Source organism: Shinella agrisoli (genome assembly GCF_046557955.1).
Taxonomy (GTDB): Bacteria; Pseudomonadota; Alphaproteobacteria; order Rhizobiales; family Rhizobiaceae; genus Shinella.
In genome coordinates this window covers 1-16,555 of the sequence record NZ_JBJIEP010000029.1, presented here as the reverse complement: position 1 = coordinate 16,555, position 16,555 = coordinate 1, and the positions used below count along the sequence as shown (strand labels likewise).

At 64.6% G+C, this 16,555-nt stretch carries 23 protein-coding genes; 13 read left to right on the top strand and 10 right to left on the bottom strand.

Annotated features, from left to right (window positions below):
- Positions 1-2: 2 nt before the first annotated feature.
- The 4 genes from ACIIOY_RS23375 to ACIIOY_RS23360 form a co-directional block, all read right to left on the bottom strand.
- Positions 3-269 carry an usg protein gene (locus tag ACIIOY_RS23375; protein ID WP_411037074.1) on the bottom strand — a complete coding sequence of 89 codons (267 nt, stop codon included), beginning with the start codon at positions 267-269 and terminating at the stop codon, positions 3-5.
- A 143-nt stretch (positions 270-412) separates the two neighbouring features.
- Positions 413-1,243, bottom strand: coding sequence for an ABC transporter permease (locus ACIIOY_RS23370; RefSeq protein ID WP_411037073.1), 831 nt, complete (start codon positions 1,241-1,243; stop codon positions 413-415).
- Positions 1,240-2,043: an ABC transporter permease gene (locus tag ACIIOY_RS23365; protein WP_411037072.1), complete on the bottom strand. Its 804-nt coding sequence runs from the start codon at positions 2,041-2,043 to the stop codon at positions 1,240-1,242. The genes ACIIOY_RS23370 and ACIIOY_RS23365 overlap by 4 nt, the downstream gene beginning before the upstream one ends.
- A 171-nt stretch (positions 2,044-2,214) precedes the next feature.
- A complete protein-coding gene (locus ACIIOY_RS23360) occupies positions 2,215-3,000 on the bottom strand; it encodes an ABC transporter substrate-binding protein (protein ID WP_411037071.1) in 786 nt (261 codons plus the stop codon).
- Between the two features lie 342 nt (positions 3,001-3,342).
- Between ACIIOY_RS23360 and ACIIOY_RS23355 the strand changes: the two genes are divergently transcribed.
- Positions 3,343-5,463, top strand: coding sequence for an OmpA family protein (locus ACIIOY_RS23355; RefSeq protein WP_411037070.1), 2,121 nt, complete (start codon positions 3,343-3,345; stop codon positions 5,461-5,463).
- 62 nt (positions 5,464-5,525) lie between these two features.
- On the opposite strand, the gene mobB is transcribed toward ACIIOY_RS23355, so the two are convergent.
- The 6 genes from mobB to ACIIOY_RS23325 all read right to left on the bottom strand — a co-directional run bounded on the left by mobB (position 5,526) and on the right by ACIIOY_RS23325 (position 9,245).
- Positions 5,526-6,044, bottom strand: coding sequence for a molybdopterin-guanine dinucleotide biosynthesis protein B (mobB, locus tag ACIIOY_RS23350; protein WP_411037069.1), 519 nt, complete (start codon positions 6,042-6,044; stop codon positions 5,526-5,528).
- Entirely contained in the window at positions 6,041-6,676 is a 636-nt protein-coding gene (gene mobA, locus ACIIOY_RS23345) for a molybdenum cofactor guanylyltransferase MobA (protein WP_411037068.1), read from the bottom strand. The genes mobB and mobA overlap by 4 nt, the downstream gene beginning before the upstream one ends.
- Before the next feature lie 82 nt (positions 6,677-6,758).
- Entirely contained in the window at positions 6,759-7,664 is a 906-nt protein-coding gene (locus tag ACIIOY_RS23340) for a DMT family transporter (RefSeq protein ID WP_411037067.1), read from the bottom strand.
- 209 nt (positions 7,665-7,873) lie between these two features.
- Complete coding sequence (locus ACIIOY_RS23335) at positions 7,874-8,347, bottom strand: heavy metal-binding domain-containing protein (RefSeq protein WP_411037066.1); 474 nt, start codon at positions 8,345-8,347, stop codon at positions 7,874-7,876.
- A 79-nt stretch (positions 8,348-8,426) separates the two neighbouring features.
- Complete coding sequence (locus tag ACIIOY_RS23330) at positions 8,427-8,591, bottom strand: hypothetical protein (RefSeq protein WP_411037065.1); 165 nt, start codon at positions 8,589-8,591, stop codon at positions 8,427-8,429.
- A 51-nt stretch (positions 8,592-8,642) separates the two neighbouring features.
- The gene (locus ACIIOY_RS23325; RefSeq protein ID WP_411037064.1) at positions 8,643-9,245 is read right to left on the bottom strand and encodes a helix-turn-helix domain-containing protein; all 603 of its coding nucleotides are present in this window, start codon (positions 9,243-9,245) and stop codon (positions 8,643-8,645) included.
- Between the two features lie 100 nt (positions 9,246-9,345).
- Here ACIIOY_RS23325 and ACIIOY_RS23320 point away from each other — a divergent pair, with 100 nt between their 5' ends.
- From ACIIOY_RS23320 to ACIIOY_RS23265, 12 genes are all read left to right on the top strand, one after another.
- Positions 9,346-9,648, top strand: coding sequence for a helix-turn-helix domain-containing protein (locus ACIIOY_RS23320; RefSeq protein ID WP_411037063.1), 303 nt, complete (start codon positions 9,346-9,348; stop codon positions 9,646-9,648).
- Positions 9,645-10,541, top strand: coding sequence for a ParB/RepB/Spo0J family partition protein (locus ACIIOY_RS23315; RefSeq protein WP_411037062.1), 897 nt, complete (start codon positions 9,645-9,647; stop codon positions 10,539-10,541). The genes ACIIOY_RS23320 and ACIIOY_RS23315 overlap by 4 nt, the downstream gene beginning before the upstream one ends.
- Complete coding sequence (locus tag ACIIOY_RS23310; protein WP_411037061.1) at positions 10,541-10,999, top strand: hypothetical protein; 459 nt, start codon at positions 10,541-10,543, stop codon at positions 10,997-10,999. The genes ACIIOY_RS23315 and ACIIOY_RS23310 overlap by 1 nt, the downstream gene beginning before the upstream one ends.
- The gene (locus ACIIOY_RS23305; RefSeq protein WP_411037060.1) at positions 10,999-11,130 is read left to right on the top strand and encodes a hypothetical protein; all 132 of its coding nucleotides are present in this window, start codon (positions 10,999-11,001) and stop codon (positions 11,128-11,130) included. The genes ACIIOY_RS23310 and ACIIOY_RS23305 overlap by 1 nt, the downstream gene beginning before the upstream one ends.
- The gene (locus ACIIOY_RS23300) at positions 11,127-11,282 is read left to right on the top strand and encodes a hypothetical protein (protein ID WP_411037059.1); all 156 of its coding nucleotides are present in this window, start codon (positions 11,127-11,129) and stop codon (positions 11,280-11,282) included. The genes ACIIOY_RS23305 and ACIIOY_RS23300 overlap by 4 nt, the downstream gene beginning before the upstream one ends.
- Positions 11,279-11,503 (top strand): hypothetical protein, encoded by a 225-nt coding sequence (locus ACIIOY_RS23295; RefSeq protein ID WP_411037058.1) that lies wholly within the window; start codon positions 11,279-11,281, stop codon positions 11,501-11,503. The genes ACIIOY_RS23300 and ACIIOY_RS23295 overlap by 4 nt, the downstream gene beginning before the upstream one ends.
- Positions 11,500-13,686, top strand: coding sequence for a TnsB C-terminal domain-containing protein (locus ACIIOY_RS23290; RefSeq protein WP_411037057.1), 2,187 nt, complete (start codon positions 11,500-11,502; stop codon positions 13,684-13,686). The genes ACIIOY_RS23295 and ACIIOY_RS23290 overlap by 4 nt, the downstream gene beginning before the upstream one ends.
- 73 nt (positions 13,687-13,759) lie before the next feature.
- Positions 13,760-14,497, top strand: coding sequence for an AAA family ATPase (locus ACIIOY_RS23285; RefSeq protein ID WP_411037056.1), 738 nt, complete (start codon positions 13,760-13,762; stop codon positions 14,495-14,497).
- A gap of 1 nt (position 14,498) precedes the next feature.
- Positions 14,499-15,128: a hypothetical protein gene (locus ACIIOY_RS23280; RefSeq protein ID WP_411037055.1), complete on the top strand. Its 630-nt coding sequence runs from the start codon at positions 14,499-14,501 to the stop codon at positions 15,126-15,128.
- On the top strand, positions 15,125-15,529 hold the full coding sequence (locus ACIIOY_RS23275) for a transcriptional regulator (RefSeq protein ID WP_411037054.1): 405 nt from the start codon (positions 15,125-15,127) through the stop codon (positions 15,527-15,529). The genes ACIIOY_RS23280 and ACIIOY_RS23275 overlap by 4 nt, the downstream gene beginning before the upstream one ends.
- Positions 15,526-15,798: a hypothetical protein gene (locus tag ACIIOY_RS23270; RefSeq protein ID WP_411037053.1), complete on the top strand. Its 273-nt coding sequence runs from the start codon at positions 15,526-15,528 to the stop codon at positions 15,796-15,798. The genes ACIIOY_RS23275 and ACIIOY_RS23270 overlap by 4 nt, the downstream gene beginning before the upstream one ends.
- Positions 15,799-15,881: 83 nt before the next feature.
- Positions 15,882-16,555: DUF3164 family protein (locus tag ACIIOY_RS23265; RefSeq protein WP_411037052.1), on the top strand; the 674-nt coding region annotated here is incomplete at its 3' end.

The following is a 16,555-nucleotide window of genomic DNA, read 5'->3' as shown; positions in this document are numbered from 1 at the left end:
CGTCAGTTGATGATGAACTCGCCCTTCAGCGCGCGCCATTCCGTCGCCGAGATCAGCCGGCGGTGCACGTAGCGCACGGAGTGGAGCGGGCCGTCCAGCTTCTCCTGCCAGAACTTCAGGAAGCTTCGCATCTCCGGGAAATCCGGGGCGAGATCGTAGTGCTGCCAGATATAGGTCTGCAGGAGTTGCGGGTGATCCGGCATGCGATAGAGGATCTGGGCCGTCGTCACGCCGTAGCCCTTGAGCTGCATTGCCATGTCGTTCGTCATAGGGACCTCATTGCGTGGTGAATGATGGTCCCTATGATTGAGCGCCTGCAGGGTTAACGAAATGTTAAATTCCGGCCCGTAGCGGGAATATTTCTTTGAAATCAGGCGTTTGGCAGCACCTGCATATGAGTGCTGCCAGATGTTCACCGTCTCAGGTGGCGCGTCAGGCGGGCCTCCAGCCAGGCCCAGAGGTTGCGCAGCAACTCGACGATGAGCAGGTAGAGCAGCGCGGCCCAGAGATAGGCCTGGTAATCGAAGGTGCGCGAGAAGGCGCGGCGGGTCTCGCCCATCAGGTCGAAGACCGTGACGATGGCGACGATGGCCGAAGCCTTGATCATCAGGATGATCTCGTTGCCGTAGGGGCGCAGCGCCACGATGAGCGCCTGCGGCAGCACGACCTTGAAGAAGGCGATCTTCTTCGGCAGGCCGAGGGCGGCGGCGCCCTCGTGCTGGCCGCGCGGCACGCTCTCGATCGCGCCCCGCAGGATCTCCGCCTGGTAGGCGGCCGTGTTGAGCGTGAAGGTCAGCAGCGCGCAGTTCCACGCATCGCGGAAGAACCACCAGAGGCCCCAGGCCCGCAGTTCGGCGGAGAAGCTGCCGAGGCCGTAATAGATGAGGAAGAGCTGCGTCAGCACCGGCGTGCCGCGGAAGAAATAGACGTAGGCATAGGCGAACCAGGAGAAGACCGGGTTCTTCGACATGCGCGCGAAGGCGAGCGGCAGCGAGAGGATGGCGCCGAGGACGATCGAAAGCCCCACGAGAAGCAGCGTGACGCCGAGGCCGGAATGGTAGTTCGGCCCGTAGCGCGTGAACTTCTCCGGGTCCCAGCCGCCGACGATCATCAGGAAGATGCCGACGCTGAGCGCCAGCCAGACGCCCATGAAGATATTGCCGAAGAAGCGGCCGGCGGTGAACGGCTTCGGCGGCGCCGGGGGCGGGGCCTGCGGCGGGATGAGGGTGGTGGCGTGGCTCATCGCGCGGCCTCCGAGCGCTTGGCCCAGCTCTCGATGCTGGAGAAGACCAGCGAGGAGAGGAAGGCGAGGACGAGGAACAGCAGGCAGGCGATGGCGTAGAACTGGAAGGCCTCCTTGGTCACGCGCGCCGCAACGCCCGTCTGGCGCAGGATGTCGGGCAGGCCGATGACCGAGACGAGGGCGGTGTCCTTGAGCAGCGCCATCCACAGATTGCCGAGGCCGGGAAGGGCGACGCGGATGAGCTGCGGCAGGATGATGAGCTGCATCGTGCGGCCGTGGTGCAGGCCGAGCGCATAGCCGGCCTCGTACTGGCCGCGCGGGATGGCCTTGAAGGCCGACAGCAGCACCTCCGAGCAATAGGCGGAGAACACGACGCCGAGCGCGATCATGCCGGCGAAGAAGGCGTTGATCTCGACCGCGCCCTGATAGCCGACCGCGGCCATGAGGTTCTGCACGAGGATCTGCAGGCCGTAATAGACGATGAAGAGCGTCAGGAGCTCCGGCAGGCCGCGGAAGAGCGTGGTGTAGATGTTCGCCGAGAGGCGCAGCGACCTTTCGTCCGACTGCTTGGCCAGCGCGATGAAGAAGCCCGCGACGAGGCCGACCGGCAGGGTCGCGACGGCGAGGCTCGCGGTGACGAGGAAGCCGAAGGCGATCTCGTCGCCCCAGCCCGCGCTGCCGCATGCCAGGAGCGTGTTGCCCGCGAAGAGATTGAAGATGCCGACCGGACCGCAGAGGGGATCGATGATCCCGAGAAATGCGGATACCGCCTCGACGATGGCGGTGAAGAACCCGCTCATGCCAAAAGAACCCCCGATGCGCGTTTTACGCTTCTTGTTCAGGCGCCTTGTGCGCCCGTCTTTTCTTGTTTGCAAGTTCTCAAGCAAAAGGAGCGGGAGGGCAAGCCCTCCCGCCCGTGCATTCTGGTGATGGGGTCAGAAAAAACCCGCATGACACCCGAAGGCCGCGGATCAGTCGCCGTAGACGTCGAAGGGGAAGTACTTGGCGTTGATTTCCTGGTACTTGCCGCTGGCGCGGATCGCCGCGATCGCGTTGGTGAACTTGTCGGCAAGCTCGGTTTCGCCCTTGCGCACCGCGATGCCGGCGCCTTCGCCGTTGATGACCGGGTCGATCGGCAGCGTGCCGAGCAGCTTGCAGCAGGCGCCGTCGTCGGTCTTCAGCCATTCGGAAAGCACCACCACGTCGTCGATGACGGCATCGATGCGGCCGTTGGCGATGTCGAGCTTGTATTCGTCGGCCGTCGGGTAGAGCTTGATCTCGGCGTCCTTCATGTGCGCTTCGGCATAGTTGGAGTGCGTCGTGGAGCCCTGTGCGCCGAGCGTCTTGCCGGCGAGCGCTTCCGGGGTGGCTTCCGCGATCTCCGAATCCTTCGGCACGACGATGGCCGGCGGCGTGTTGTAGTACTTCTTGGAGAAGTCGACCTGCTGCTTGCGCTCCTCCGTGATGGACATGGAAGCGACGATGGCGTCGAACTTCTTGGCGATGAGCGCCGGGATGATCCCGTCCCAGTCCTGCGTGACGAAGGTGCACTCGGCCTTCATCTCCTCGCACAGCGCCTTGGCGATGTCGATGTCGAAGCCGGTCAGCGTGCCGTCGGATTCGAGCGTGTTGAAGGGCGGGTAGGCGCCTTCCGTGCCGATCACGATCTTCTCGCCCTCTGCCATCGCGGCGGACGAGGCGCAAAGCGCGATGACCGCAGCCGAGGCTGCGAGCGTGAGACGTTTGGAAATACGCATTTTGATCCTCTCAGTTGAAGGCTCTCCGGTTTTTCTTGTTGTCCGGGCCTTGAAGCAAAGCGGGCAGGCCTGCCCGCTTGGGTCGGATAATCGACTGGTTCCTGCCCAAAAATCAACTGGTTTTCCGCCGTCATTCCGCCCCGTTTCCCCGACAATTTCTTTGCCCGCCTCTGGCTTTGCCGATGGCGTGACCTATCTCGCCGGTCACCCGAAGGTCGTTCAGCCGGGGTTCAGGCGACGATGGCTAGGCCTTCGGGACAGACGGGTGCTTCGCTGACCGGCCGCAAGAGCCGGCAAGGCGGCGCCTTCAACAACAAGACGGGACACCGTGAGGACAAAACGATGACTTTCCGCTCAAGACTTTTCGCAACCGTGGCGCTGCCGGTGCTGTCGACGTCGCTGGTCGCGACGTCAGCCCTCGCCGATGCGCTGATGAAACCGTTCGAGGTTGCGCAGGAAAGCTCCGACCAGGGCCAGCCGAGCGAAGAAGAGCTTCTTCTGCAACAGCAGCAGGAGGAGCAGCGCCGCGCGGCCGAGGAAGAGGCGCAGCGCCAGGCCGAGGAACAGCAGCGCCAGGCGGAAGAGCAGCAGCGTGCCGCTGAGGAAGAGGCCCAGCGTCAGGCCGAAGAGCAGCAGCGGGCTGCGGAAGAAGAGGCTCAACGCCAGGCCGAAGAACAGCAGAAGGCCGCCGACGAGGAGGCGCAGCGTCAGGCCGAGCAGCAGAAGGCCGCCGAGGAGGAAGCCCAGCGCGCCGCGGAAGAGCAACAGCGTCAGGCCGAAGAGCAGAAGGCCGCCGAGGAGGAAGCCCAGCGCGCCGCGGAAGAGCAACAGCGCCAGGCCGAAGAGCAGAAGGCCGCCGAGGAGCAGCCGCAACAGCAGCAGACCGAAGAACAGCCGTCGCAGCCGGCCGAAGAGCAGCAGGCCGAGCAGCCGGGCGAGGAACAGGGCGAGCAGCCGGCGGTCGCCGGCGAGGAGACCCCGGCCGAGACCGGCACCGAGCAGCCCTCGAGCGCGGAAACCGGCACCGAGCAGCCTGCGACGCCGGAAACGGATGGCGAGCAGCAGCCCTCCACGGCCGAGACGGGCACGGACCAGCCCGCCGCGGGAGAAACGGGCGAGCAGCCGTCCACGGCCGAAACCGGCGAGACGCCGGCGGGCGAGCCCGTGCCGGAAGTGGTCGACACGCTGACGGAAGAGCAGAAGCAGGAGATCGCCGAAGACCCGAGCCAGACCGACGAGACGGTCGTGCTGCCGGTCGAGAACGGTGCGGCCGTGCTCGACAGCGACAAGGACGCCGACAACGTCGGCGGCCAGACGAGCCGCGAGGAGCGCCGCAAGAAGCGCGAGGAGCTGCGCGCCGAGGAAGAGGCCGCCCCGCTGCCCGAATCGGACGTCTCGGCCCAGGCCGCCATCTCCGAAGAGGTGCGGGAAGCCGCGCCGCAGAAGATCGAGGCCGCGATCAAGGAGGAGGGGCAGCGTCTCGACGCCGCGCCCACCTTCGAGGTGCCGGAGACGACCAACATCGTCAACAACACCGTGATCAACAACACGGTCGTCAACAACAACACGGTCAACAACACGACGGTGAACAACAACGTCACGCAGGTCAACGTGGTCGAGCAGGTCGAGAACCGCACGGTTCTGGAAGTCGGCGACCGGCTGATCGTGCGCGGCGACGAGCGCCCGCGCCTGCGCCGCGATTCCGAGGAGGTCTACTACGACAACCTCGCCCGCGGCCGCACGCGCGAAACGATCGTGCGGCCCGGCGGTGTCCGGCTCGTGACGATCTACAACCGCTACGGCGACATCATCCAGCGCACGCGCATCGGCCGGGACGGGCGTGAGCACCTGCTCGTCTACGCGCCGGAGCTGGAAGACGATTCGCCGCGTCCGGCCATCGTCGACGTCGGCTACGAACTGCCGCCGATGCGCCTGCGCATCCCGATCCGCGACTATATCGTCGACACGTCGAGCGATCCGGACCGCGACTACTACGAGTTCCTCTCCGAGCCGCCGGTGGAGCGCGTCGAGCGCGTCTATACGATCGAGGAGGTGAAGCACTCCGCGCGCCTGCGCGACAAGGTACGCCGCATCGACCTCGATACGATCACCTTCGCCACGGGCAGCGCCGAGGTGCCGATGTCGCAGGCCCGTACCATGCGCAAGGTCGCGGAGGCCATGCAGAAGGTGCTCGACAAGGATCCGGGCGAGACCTTCCTGATCGAGGGCCACACGGATGCGGTCGGCTCCGACAAGTCGAACCTCTTGCTCTCCGACGAGCGGGCCGAATCGGTCGCAAGCCTGCTCACCGAGGTCTACGGCATTCCGCCGGAGAACCTGCAGACGCAGGGCTACGGCGAGCGCTTCCTGAAGGTCCGCACCGAGGCTGCCGAACAGCAGAACCGGCGCGTCACCATCCGCCGCGTCACGACGCTGGTGCGTCCGGTCGCCAGCGCGAACTGACCGCAAAGCTCCTGAACGGAGACGAGGCCGCGGAAGAAATCCCGCGGCCTCGTCGCGTTCAACTAGGCCGGGGATGCAAGACCGGTGATGCGGACGACGAAATCGGCGATGGCCTTCGTGTCGTCCAGGTCGAAGACGGGGAGCGCCGTGTCCGTCACGGGATGGTCCGCGGCAATCGCCGCGATATGCGGGTCCCCGGGCGCGAGCGGCGTGCGGTTGGCGGCCTCCAGCCGGCGGGCCTCGATCTTCGGGATCGGCTCGCGCTTGTAGCCTTCGATGAGCACGAGGTCGCAAGGGGCGAGGCGGGCGAGGATTTCCTCGAAGGAAGGCTCCGGCGCGCCGCGCAACTCGTGCATGATGGCATAGCGCGTGCCGGAGACGATGGTCACTTCGTGGGCGCCGGCCTGCCGGTGGCGGTAGCTGTCGGCGCCGACCTTGTCGATGTCGAAATCGTGGTGGGCGTGCTTGATGGTCGAGACGCGGTAGCCGCGGGCGACCAGCTCCGTGACGAGGCGGACGGCAAGGCCCGTCTTGCCGGAATTCTTCCAGCCGGCAATGCCGAAGATCTTCGGTCGCGTCATCGTTCCAGCACCCAGAGCCAGTTTTCCGCCGCGTCGAGATCGTCCGGCGTGTTGATGTTGAAGAAGGGGTCGAGGGCCCCGCGCGGCGTCTCGACCATCGGGAAGGCGACCTCCCGCGCCTGATGGCGTTCGAGGTAGCTGCGCACGCGCAAGGCGCCGCCGCCGGCGAGCCAGTCGGCAAGGTCGCCGGCAAGCGCGACGGGCCAGAGCGCGAAGACGGGGTGGAGGCCGCCCGGCGAGCGTGCCGCCGCGATGCGCTCGGGCGTGTCGACGGCGCGGGAAAGCCGCGCGACGAGATCGGCGGGGAAGAAGGGGCTGTCCGTCGGCACGGTGGCGACATGGCTCGCCCGGGGGTGCGCGCGCCTCGCATAGTCGAGCGCCGCGAGCACGCCGCCGAGCGGTCCCAGCCGCGAGGCGTCGAGGTCGGCGAAGACCGGCAGCTCCCCGCCGGCCTCGAAAAGCACCGGGCCGTTGGCGTTGACGGCGAGGGCGCAGACCTGCGGGCGAAGGCGCCGCGCGGCGCGATCGAGCAGGGACGCGCCGCCGAGGCGGATGCGCGCCTTGTCCTGCCCCATGCGGGAGGACAGGCCGCCGGCCAGGATCACGCCCGGTATCGCCTCCTTGAGTGCCATCTCGCCTCCGCAGCCGCATGGGACAGACAGTGTCCGCATCCGGTCTATTCGCTGCGGCTTGCGGCCGCAAGTGCTTATGATGTCACGGGGATTCGGGCTTGGATTCCTGCGCGACGGCTTGCGCCGCGCGGCGGTTCTCGCGATAGAAGGTGTAGAGGCCGGAGGCGACGATGATCGCGACGCCTGCCGTCATCCAGAGATCGGGCACCTCGCCGAAGAAGAAGAGGCCGATGGCGATGGCCCAGATGAGGCTCGTATAGCGGAAGGGCGCGATGAAGGAGATCTCGCCGAGGCGCATGGCGCTGACGATCGTCTGGTAGCCGACGAGCAGCAGCACGCTCGCCCCCGCCAGCCGGGCGAGCACTTCGAGCGACATCGGCTGCCAGCCGCCCATCGGCGCGACCAGCGCGCCGCCGACGACGGTGATCGCGATGGCGGTGACGACGCTGATGAAGATCGACGGCACGTCGCGCCTGATCTTCCGCGTGGAAAGATCGCGTGCGGCCGCTCCGACGACCGAGGCGATGACGTAGACCGCCGCCAGCGAAAAGCCGTCCGGCCCCGGACGGATGACGATGAGCACGCCGGCAAAGCCCGCGGCGATGGCAAGCCAGCGCCGCCAGCCGACCTGCTCGCCGAGGAAGAGCGCGGCGCCCAGCGTCACGGCGAGCGGCAGGGACTGGAGGATGGCCGAGGTGTTGGCGAGCGGCATGGCGCCGAGCGCGGAGACATAGGCGAGCGAGGCGACGATCTCGGCGGAAAGGCGCAGCGCGACGGCGGGTTGCAGAATGACCCGCCAGGAGCCGAGCGCTCCCATCCACCGGGCGATGACGAGGACGAGCACGCTCGTCATCAGGCCGCGCACGAACAGGATCTGGCCCGTGTTCATGGTGTGGGTGACGGATTTGACGAGAGCGTCGTTGCAGGTGAAGGCCGCCATGGCGATGACCATGAAGAGCGCGCCCCTGGCGTTTCCGGAGGAGTTCATGCGGGTGATTCCAAGCGTGTGTCCGCCCTTCATAGGCCCATACCCGGCCGCATGCCATCACCCCGCCGGCCGGAACGAGGTGTAACCCGCAAGATCATATGGCACAGCCGGGAATATCCGGGATTTAACGGGAACAGGCGGGAGAGGCCCGAAAAATCAGGCGCTCGGCGCGCGGGAACGGCGACAGCTGGCAATAACGGCGCGCAAGATCAAATGGCACTCCAGGGCGCGAGCGTGACGGCCGTTCCCGACGCTGCGATCAGAAGAATACCACCGCTGCTAGTGCTGATCTCGCTATAATTCAAATCGACAGCGATCACCGCATGAGCGCCGAGGGCCGCAGCCTCCGCCTTCAACTTGTTCAGACAGGCAACCCTTGCTTCGTTGAGGGACTGCTCTGATGTAGCGGACCTGCCACCGATAAAGTCCCGCCAGCTGTTGGCGATATCGCGGAAAATGCTCATACCTAACGCGACCTCGGTCGCGACTATACCCAAGATCGCCTCAATCTCTCGCTTGGGAACATTAATAGAAGTCGTGAGGATAAGATCAGGAACAGCATTTCTGTTTCCAACAACCGGCATTGTCGCCTTCGAAGCGCCGTAGTTGAAGCAGTCATAGCAAACGCCAAGCTGCATTTGATTGTCCGGCTTGTGCAGATTGCACTCCTTGCATACTGCCACCATTCCCTCCTTACAACGTATGACGAACCATAGACGCGGTGGGCGAGGTAGGGATGCCCTATCCCGCCAGCGCGAGATACTAGAAGTCTGACGCGCCGTCAGAGCGCCGGGCACCGGTGAAATTATGATTTACGTTATTGATTTTACGCGTTAATTCTGCATTTCCAGCTTGCTTTATGGCGTAGCCAGGACTGACGTTAAATGAACCACGAAAAGGAACAAAAGCATAGTTGACGAACAGCATCGATACACCTAGAAGCCGCAACCGGCAGCACAATGAAACCTTTGACGATCATCAAGCCGAGTGTTTGCCGGAACCAGGCTCATCGACGGCATTACTGAGGTACTTTCTCAGCCTAATTCTTAGGACCTCCAACCGTGCCACCAGTTCGGCACTATCACCGAAATCGGCACCTTCGGCAATCATGCGGTTGTAAGAGCGCAACGCAAGCGCAACCTTGCGTTCAGTGGGCAGCCGCACCCGATATTCCTCATGTACCGCCTCAATGAGCGACGCAATTCGTCCCACTGTGACTTCCTGCGTGCTTCGCTCCTGATCCATCACCTCCCTAAGGGTTTCCGAGCGGCCTGAAGCAGAAGGGGTGGCACGATCAAGCAGCGGGAAGGGTTCTCCTATCCCGGTGATGAGCCACGTCAAATTGAGCCCTGTTACCTCGTGGTACTTTGCCAGTAGCTCTGTTTTAGGCTCCGAGACGCCTCGTTCGTATGTTCCGAGCGTGTCAGTCGGAACGCCGAGAAGGGCTGCAAAGTCTTCCCGACTGGAAAAACCAGCTTTCTCCCGCGCTTCGATTAGTCGTCGAGCAAGGGCCGTCCGGGGCTTAAAAGGTCGCGCCATACCGTAAAACGACAATTCATCGTTTACAAAACGACAAATCATCGTTATCCCTGTTGGCGGCCCACATCAGAGGGCCGCGATTGTTCAAACACCATCAATGAAAAGCGGATGCGCCAACATCCGCTTTTCACAGGAGATTCATATGAGTGAGTCCAGCAAATGGACCCCGAAGCGTATCCTGTGCGAGATTCACGAGCGTGGAATGACGCTCGAACAACTCGCTCGTCGCCACGGCCGGAACCCGAACAGTTTTCGCCACATCTGGAAAAGACCCAACACCATCAATGAAGCTATCGTAGCGAGCTTCATCGGGTGCTCGGCCGAAGAGTTGTGGCCGGATCGCTACCCTAAGAATTCTTCCCGAGTCTTCGATAGCAAAAAATGGGGACCGGTAGATAGTCAAAAGCCGCGCAGCGCCGTCGACAACGCCAGGAGCGTTGCATGACTGCAGTGTCAAATCTCGCCCGCACCGTGAACATCGTTCCGCAGCCGACCAGCGGTAGCGTGCGGGAGATCGAGATTGCTTCCATCGACGTCTCGCCGACCCACCGCAAGCCCGATCAGGATTGGGTCGTGGCCCTCCGCGAGGATATGGCCCGCATCGGCCAGCATACACCCATTCAGGTCGTCGAGTTCGGCGAGCGCTTCCGCCTCATCAAGGGCCTGCGCCGCATGCTCGCGGTCGAACAGCTCGGGCTGATCCATGTCGATGCCTTCGTCCAGTCCGCTTCCGAATTCAGCTCGGAAGCCGCGCTGCGCATGGAACAGATTTCCGCGCAGATCATGCGCCGCGAACTGTCCGTGCTCGACCGCGCCGTGAATGTCGCGGCATGGCGATCGATCTACGAGACCACGGCTGGCGTCATCCGCCCCGGCCGAAAGGCAATTAGGGGCAAACTTGCCCCTAATTCGGATGAAGCGCTCGACGAGCACGCGGAAATCTTCACGGGCACGTTCAGCGAGGCGGCGCAACGCGCGCTCGGGCTGAATAAGGACGCGGTCAAGCGCTACCTGCGGATCGCCAGGATCGACGCCGCCGTCATCGACCGCATTGCACTCCATGCCATCGCCGACAACCAATCGGAGCTGCTGGCGCTCGCCGCAGAGGCGGCGGACCGGCAGGCGGCGATCGCCGACCTGCTTTTGTCTCAGCCAGCGGGCGCCAGCAGCGTGGCGGGTGCGATCTACGTGATCGACGGCAAGCTGCCGACGCCAGCGCTGGCACCCTGGGAACGGTTCTCCCAGCGCTTCACGCTGATGAAGGAGCCTGATCAGGAACGGTTCTTCGATCTCCACGCAGCAGCGATCGAGCGCTGGCTCGCGAAGCGGAGCAACTGATGGCCCGCAAGCGCGACCCCTTCACGGTCGACCTCTTCCGCGATTACACGCCGGCCCCCGTCGTCGACAGGTTCGACGAGGACGAGGTCAAGGCGTGGTCGCTGGCCGGTCGACTGGCGAAGGCGGTCGCGCTGACGATGGAAGAGAGCGGCAAGCCGCGCGAGCAGCTCGCCGCTGAAATGTCGGAAATCACCAAGGCTTCCGTCTCCAAGGCCATGCTGGACGCCTATGCCAGCCAGGCCCGCGAACAGCATTCGATTTCCGCTTTGCGCCTGGCCGCACTCGTGGCCGTCACCGGCGATGCCCGCGCCTTCAATGTCCTTCTGGAAGAGGCCGGCCTGATCGTCGTTCCCAAGAAATACGAGGCTCTCCTCCGCCGCGAGCGCGCACGGGAAATGCGCGAAATGCTCGACCGCGAGGAGAAGGCCGCAGATGCCGAATGGAGGGCAAGACGCTAATGCAGCTTTTCCGATACCTCGAATTTCGCGACATCGTGGCGTTCGCCGCCATCGTCGCCTTCCTCATCATGTTCCTCGGCTATGCGGCCGAGATTGCCGACATCATCCACGCCGTGAGGGCCGGCCGATGAGCGAGCGCGACATCCTTCTCCTCACCCTGCTGTTCTGGACCGCCGTGTGGGCGATCAGCGCCACGCTGATCGCGGTCCACCTTACCGGCCGGCGCAGCTTCATCCGCTGGATCATCGAGGATGTCCGCCGCACCTTCCGGAGGGAAGAATGAGCAAGATCTCCATCGTCGGCCAGATTGCGGAGGTCAGACGCCTGATCGGCGATCTTGAGCAGCGCTACGGCCAGCTCGTGAACGCCGGGAAAATGCGCCGCGAGGAGGCTGAAATGCTGATGCAGCGTATCCATGCTGTCCTCAAGACGCTGGAATTCTGCCAGCAGCACAAAGCCGGTTTCGAGGAGTATCTCGCCGCCAAAAAGGCAGGTGCGGCATGAAGACCTGGCTTACCGCACGCGAAATCGCCGAACAGCAGCTCCCCGATCTGCCGAAAACCGAAAGCGCCGTCATCCGCCTCGCAAAGCGCGAAGGCTGGAACACGCACCCTTGCTTCGTCCGCAACCGCGCAGCGGCCGGCGGTGGCCTCGAATATGATTACCGCCTTTTGCCGACCCTCGCTCAGGTCGCCTACGTCCAGCGCCACATGGTCGTTGGCGAGGAGACGGCGGAGATGGAAATGCGGGCCGTGGTCCCGTCTCCCGCGACGGTCAGCAACCGCGCCGCCATGGAACGCGATGCGCGCCTTGCGGTGCTCGGCGCTTTCGACCGGTTCGCCCGCGGCATGCGCCTTCACCAGCGAGCCTGCATGCAGATCTTCTGCGACAGGTACGAGATGGGCATGATCAAGGTGGACGATTGGGTCAAGGACCTCGTCCCGTCCGTCTCGAAGCGCTCGCTTGCCCGCTGGCGATCCCTCAAGTCGAACGGCGCCGAGCAGGCGCTTGCCGTCGATCGCTCCAAGGCGCGCGCCGGCACGGGCGTGCTCGACACAGCCAACGACGGGAAGGTCCGCCGCTTCATCCTGGCGTTGGTCGCCAAGGCCCCGCAACTTGCCGCCTCGGAAATCCGCACGCAGTGCCAATACACCTTCGGCGACACGCTCGAAGTGGTTTCAAAGGGCGCTCTAAGGACGGTCGACCTGCCGCCGATTCGCACCTTCCAGCATTTCCTGAAGGCTTTGAAGGCAAGCCACGCCGTTGAGCTCACGAAGCTGACGAACCCGGACAAGTTCCGCTCGACGATGGCGCTGTCCGGCGTCGGCACGCTCCGCCACATCACGGAGCCGAACACGCTCTGGCAAATCGACGCTTCGCCGGTCGACGCGCTCTGCACCGATGGCCGGCACGCCATCTATTGCTGCATCGACATCGCGACGCGCCGGTCCATCTGGTATGTCTCGCGCACGCCGCGCGCCTCGGCCGTCGCCCTGCTCATCCGCAAGGCGATTCTCTCCTGGGGCGTACCTGCGACGATCAAGACGGACAACGGCTCCGACTTCGTCGCCCGCGACACCAAGCGCCTCTTCGCATCGCTCGCGATCGAGGCCGACGTCTCCGACGCCTACAGCCCCGAGCAGAAGGGGCATGTCGAGCGGATGATCAAGACCTTCCAGCACAAGTTTGCCGTCCTGCTGCCCGGTTATGTCGGCCACTCCGTCGCCGACCGCAAGGCGATCGAAGACCGCAAGAGCTTCGCCGAGCGCCTCGGCCAGGACACGGCCGAGACCTTCGGCGTGTCGCTCTCCGGCGCGGATCTGCAGGATGCCGTCGACCAGTGGGCCACCACCATGTACGAGCACGAACCGCATGCCGGTCTCGGCGGCCGCACGCCATTCCAGGTTGCCGCATCGTCGAGCGCGCCGGTTCGCATGGTGGACGAACGCGCGCTCGACGTCCTCCTGATGCCGGTCGCCGGCAACGACGGGCACCGCCGTGTCACCAAGTTCGGCATCCGGATCGACCACAACCACTACCTTGCCGCCTCGATCCTGCCGGGCACCGACGTGTTTGTCCGCCGCGATCCGAACGACATGGGCCGCGTCCATGTCTTCTCGCTGGATGCCGGAACCTATCTCGGCGAGGCCATCTGCGCCGAGCTCGCCGGCATCCACCCGGAAACATGGGTCAGGGCGCAGAAGGAGCTGCAGGCGGAGATCATCCGCGAGAAGATCGCCGAGATCCGCAAGGGCATCCGGGAAATCACCAGCGGGCCGGCGCTGCACGAGCGCGCGCTCGCCGTCGCCGCCCGCAACGTTCCCAACGTCGTGCCGCTGCCGAGGCGCGAGGAGCGCCACGAGACGCCGCAGATCGCCGCCGCCCTCGATGTCGGGACCGGCCCGAGAACCGCCCCGTCCGCAGCCAGCGACGCACAGCGCGAGATCGTGCTCGCCGACCTGATGCCGCAGCGGCCGTACGAGAACGTGACCCCCATCCGCAGCGAGCCGACGCCGGCCCAACGCTTCCGCACCGCCCTCGACATCGAGCGGCGGCACGCGGCCGGCGAACCGGTCGAGGCAGACGAGCTCATCTGGCTCGGCTCCTACCGCGAGAGCGCGGAATACAAGGCGCAGCGGGTGATGTGGGAAGACTTCGGCGATCAGGCGCCGGGACTGCGTACCTGAAAGGAAAACGCCCGCTGGCGGCAATCAGCGGGCGGGACGTCAGAAAAGAAATGAGGACTGAATGATGAATGCAATGACGAAACCTGTCAATCCCGGCTGCGGCTCGGTCGCGCCCCTGAAGAACGTGGCCGAATGCCTTGCCGTCGCGCAGAAGATCATCGACCGGCCGCCCGGCGTCGACGGGCTCGGCCTCTTTTACGGTCCTTCCGGCTATGGCAAATCCAAGGCCAGCCAGTACGTTCAGAACAAGCACAAGGCCGTCTATATCGAGGTCTTCGACTTCTGGACGAAGAAGGTGCTCGTCGAGAGCATCCTCGCCGAGCTCGGCGTCGACAAGCCGAAGGGCTCGATCGCCGACATGATGCGGCAAGTCCTCCGGCTGCTCCAGGATGACCCGAACCGGCTTCTCATCGTCGACGAGGCGGACAAGCTCGTCGACAAGGGGTTCATCGAATACATCCGCGACATCTACAAGGGCGCCCGCATTCCGGTGCTCCTCGTAGGTGAGGAACGCCTGCCGGACAAGCTGCTGGCCTACGAGCGGTGCGAGAACCGCGTGACGGCTTTCGGCATGGCCAATCCCTGCGATCTCGGGGACGCCCAGGCGCTTGCCGCAATCTACCAGCGTCAGCTCCGCATCCATGACGATCTGCTTTCCTACATCGTCAAAGAGACGAACGGCGTCACTTCCCGCGTCGTCACGACGCTTGCCGAGGTAGGCCAGTTCGCGCGGGCGCACCAGCTATCCGAGATCGGCCGCGAGCAGTACAGCGGCCCGATCTTCACCGGCCGCGCGCCGAGGAGGAAGTGAGATGCGGAAAGTGCTGCAGCTCAACATTTCCGGCGCCAAGCCGGTGCGCCATGGCATGGATTACCTCTGGTCCCTGATCCTCGATCTCACGCGTGAGAGCGATGTGTTCAGCTACGGGGATGTCATTGGCCGCTATGACCCGGCGCATCGCACCCGCGTCAGCAAGGATCTCGCCAAGCTCGTTTCCTGCGGTTTTCTGGAACGGCTCACCGCAGACGGACCTTCCAGCGCCCGGCCTTACCGCCTGCTGAAGCGCCAGACGGACACGCCAGTCCTGCGGACGGACGGGCGAGGCCCGAGCACCGCGGGGCTTGGCCTGCAGAACATGTGGAACGTCATGCGCCGCGCCCGGAACGGCTTCACCGTATCGGACCTCGCGATCGAGGCGTCGACGGACGATTGCGCGGTCAGCTACGAAAACGCCTACAGCTATTGCCGCGTCCTGCACCGCGCAGGCGTCCTGAAGATGCTGCCGGCGGGCAAGGGAAGCACGGGGCGCATGGTCTATGTGCTGCTGGGCTCGGGCAACACGGGGCCGAAACCGCCGCGGCGCTACCGGAGCACTTTCGTTTTCGACGAGAACAAGGGCTGCGTCCTCGGGCGCGTCGATGCCGAGGAGGTTTCGCCATGACCTCTATCCCGACCGCTCGTCCCGTCATCGACTATGTCGCCAAGGTCAGGGCCGCCTGGGGCGACAGCGCCCCGGATTGGGTGCTCGTGCTGGCCGAGGCCTGCGCGAAATCCAGCCAGAGCGCCGTCGCCAGGAAGGTCGATTACTCGGCGCCGACGATCAGCGCCGTCCTCGGCAACACCTATCTCGGCAACCTACAGCGCGTCGAGGCGGCGGTGCGGTGGGCCTTGATCGGCGAAACCGTGTCCTGCCCCATGCTCGGGCCGCTCTCGAAAAAGGAATGCCTGGAATGGCAGGCCAAGCCCTACGCGGCGACCTCGTCGCACCGCGTAGCGATGTTTCGCGCCTGCCGTGACGGGTGCCCCCACAGCCGTATCGCAACCGAGGAGACCGCATCGTGAGCGACTATCTTTCCGAAGAGCTGAAGGCGCTCGCCCGGCGCCTCAGCGATCATGACCACGAGGGCCTGGTGATGTCCGGAGACGAGGTGGGAAAACTCGCCCGGCGCCTGCGCCACCTTGCCGATGCATCCGTCCTGCTTGAGTGCGAGGTCTCGCGCCATCGGTGGAACATGCGCGCCCGCCAGGAGCGCGAGGCCCGCGAAGAGCTCGCCAACGCCATCGACGCGCCGGGCAGCAACATCGTCAAGTTTCCAGGCGGCCGCGCATGATCGCCGCCATCTCCCCGACATCCGGACTTCACCAGGGCGGCGCCGTGCCGCCCCTTCAAACCAGCTTTGAAAGGACTTTGAACATGGAAGCCTGCATCATCGCAGATCAGAAGCCCGCCCGGCCGACCTTCGAGGTCAACGGCAAGACGTACATCGAGGACATTCGCGGCCGCCTCATTCCGGCTGACCAGTACGAGGAGCTCTCGCCCCCGGTCGGGATTGTCGAGATCAACGGCCGTCCCCACGTCCAGGACGCCGAGGGCCGCTGGATCGATTGGTCCCTGGTGAAGCCGAAGGATCAGCTCATTGACGAGGTCGTGCGCAAGATCATGACCTATGCCCTGGACTTATCCGCGCAGGTATCCCGCTTCCGCCGCCATACCGGGGCGGACCTCGACGGCGTCATCGCGCTTCTCGAGCAGGAATATCGCGTGACGATCGGCGGGCCAGGCGGGAACTTCACGCTCCGCACATTCGACGACTTGCAGCGGGTAGAGCTCAAGGTCGGGAAATTCATGGAGTTAGGCCCTGAAATCCACATGGCCAAGGCCCTTATCGACGAATACCTGCGCGAGATCACATCGGAGGCGACGGCCGAGTTGAAGACGCTCGTCCTCGGCGCATTCGAGGTCGACAAGAAGGGCAAGCTCGACCGGCAGAAGATCCTCGATCTGAGGAAATACGACATCAAGGACGAGCGCTGGGTGCGCGCCATGCAGGCGATCTCCGATGCCGAGCGCACCGTCATGGTTCGCGA

Bases quoted from the DNA above. Each gene is read 5' to 3' on its own strand.
- ACIIOY_RS23375 (WP_411037074.1), bottom strand. From the start codon at position 269: ATGACGAACGACATGGCAATGCAGCTCAAGGGCTACGGCGTGACGACG.
- ACIIOY_RS23370 (WP_411037073.1), bottom strand. From the start codon at position 1,243: ATGAGCCACGCCACCACCCTCATCCCGCCGCAGGCCCCGCCCCCGGCG.
- ACIIOY_RS23365 (WP_411037072.1), bottom strand. From the start codon at position 2,043: ATGAGCGGGTTCTTCACCGCCATCGTCGAGGCGGTATCCGCATTTCTC.
- ACIIOY_RS23360 (WP_411037071.1), bottom strand. From the start codon at position 3,000: ATGCGTATTTCCAAACGTCTCACGCTCGCAGCCTCGGCTGCGGTCATC.
- ACIIOY_RS23355 (WP_411037070.1), top strand. From the start codon at position 3,343: ATGACTTTCCGCTCAAGACTTTTCGCAACCGTGGCGCTGCCGGTGCTG.
- mobB (WP_411037069.1), bottom strand. From the start codon at position 6,044: ATGACGCGACCGAAGATCTTCGGCATTGCCGGCTGGAAGAATTCCGGC.
- mobA (WP_411037068.1), bottom strand. From the start codon at position 6,676: ATGGCACTCAAGGAGGCGATACCGGGCGTGATCCTGGCCGGCGGCCTG.
- ACIIOY_RS23340 (WP_411037067.1), bottom strand. From the start codon at position 7,664: ATGAACTCCTCCGGAAACGCCAGGGGCGCGCTCTTCATGGTCATCGCC.
- ACIIOY_RS23330 (WP_411037065.1), bottom strand. From the start codon at position 8,591: ATGCTGTTCGTCAACTATGCTTTTGTTCCTTTTCGTGGTTCATTTAAC.
- ACIIOY_RS23325 (WP_411037064.1), bottom strand. From the start codon at position 9,245: ATGATTTGTCGTTTTGTAAACGATGAATTGTCGTTTTACGGTATGGCG.
- ACIIOY_RS23320 (WP_411037063.1), top strand. From the start codon at position 9,346: ATGAGTGAGTCCAGCAAATGGACCCCGAAGCGTATCCTGTGCGAGATT.
- ACIIOY_RS23315 (WP_411037062.1), top strand. From the start codon at position 9,645: ATGACTGCAGTGTCAAATCTCGCCCGCACCGTGAACATCGTTCCGCAG.
- ACIIOY_RS23310 (WP_411037061.1), top strand. From the start codon at position 10,541: ATGGCCCGCAAGCGCGACCCCTTCACGGTCGACCTCTTCCGCGATTAC.
- ACIIOY_RS23305 (WP_411037060.1), top strand. From the start codon at position 10,999: ATGCAGCTTTTCCGATACCTCGAATTTCGCGACATCGTGGCGTTCGCC.
- ACIIOY_RS23300 (WP_411037059.1), top strand. From the start codon at position 11,127: ATGAGCGAGCGCGACATCCTTCTCCTCACCCTGCTGTTCTGGACCGCC.
- ACIIOY_RS23295 (WP_411037058.1), top strand. From the start codon at position 11,279: ATGAGCAAGATCTCCATCGTCGGCCAGATTGCGGAGGTCAGACGCCTG.
- ACIIOY_RS23290 (WP_411037057.1), top strand. From the start codon at position 11,500: ATGAAGACCTGGCTTACCGCACGCGAAATCGCCGAACAGCAGCTCCCC.
- ACIIOY_RS23285 (WP_411037056.1), top strand. From the start codon at position 13,760: ATGACGAAACCTGTCAATCCCGGCTGCGGCTCGGTCGCGCCCCTGAAG.
- ACIIOY_RS23280 (WP_411037055.1), top strand. From the start codon at position 14,499: ATGCGGAAAGTGCTGCAGCTCAACATTTCCGGCGCCAAGCCGGTGCGC.
- ACIIOY_RS23275 (WP_411037054.1), top strand. From the start codon at position 15,125: ATGACCTCTATCCCGACCGCTCGTCCCGTCATCGACTATGTCGCCAAG.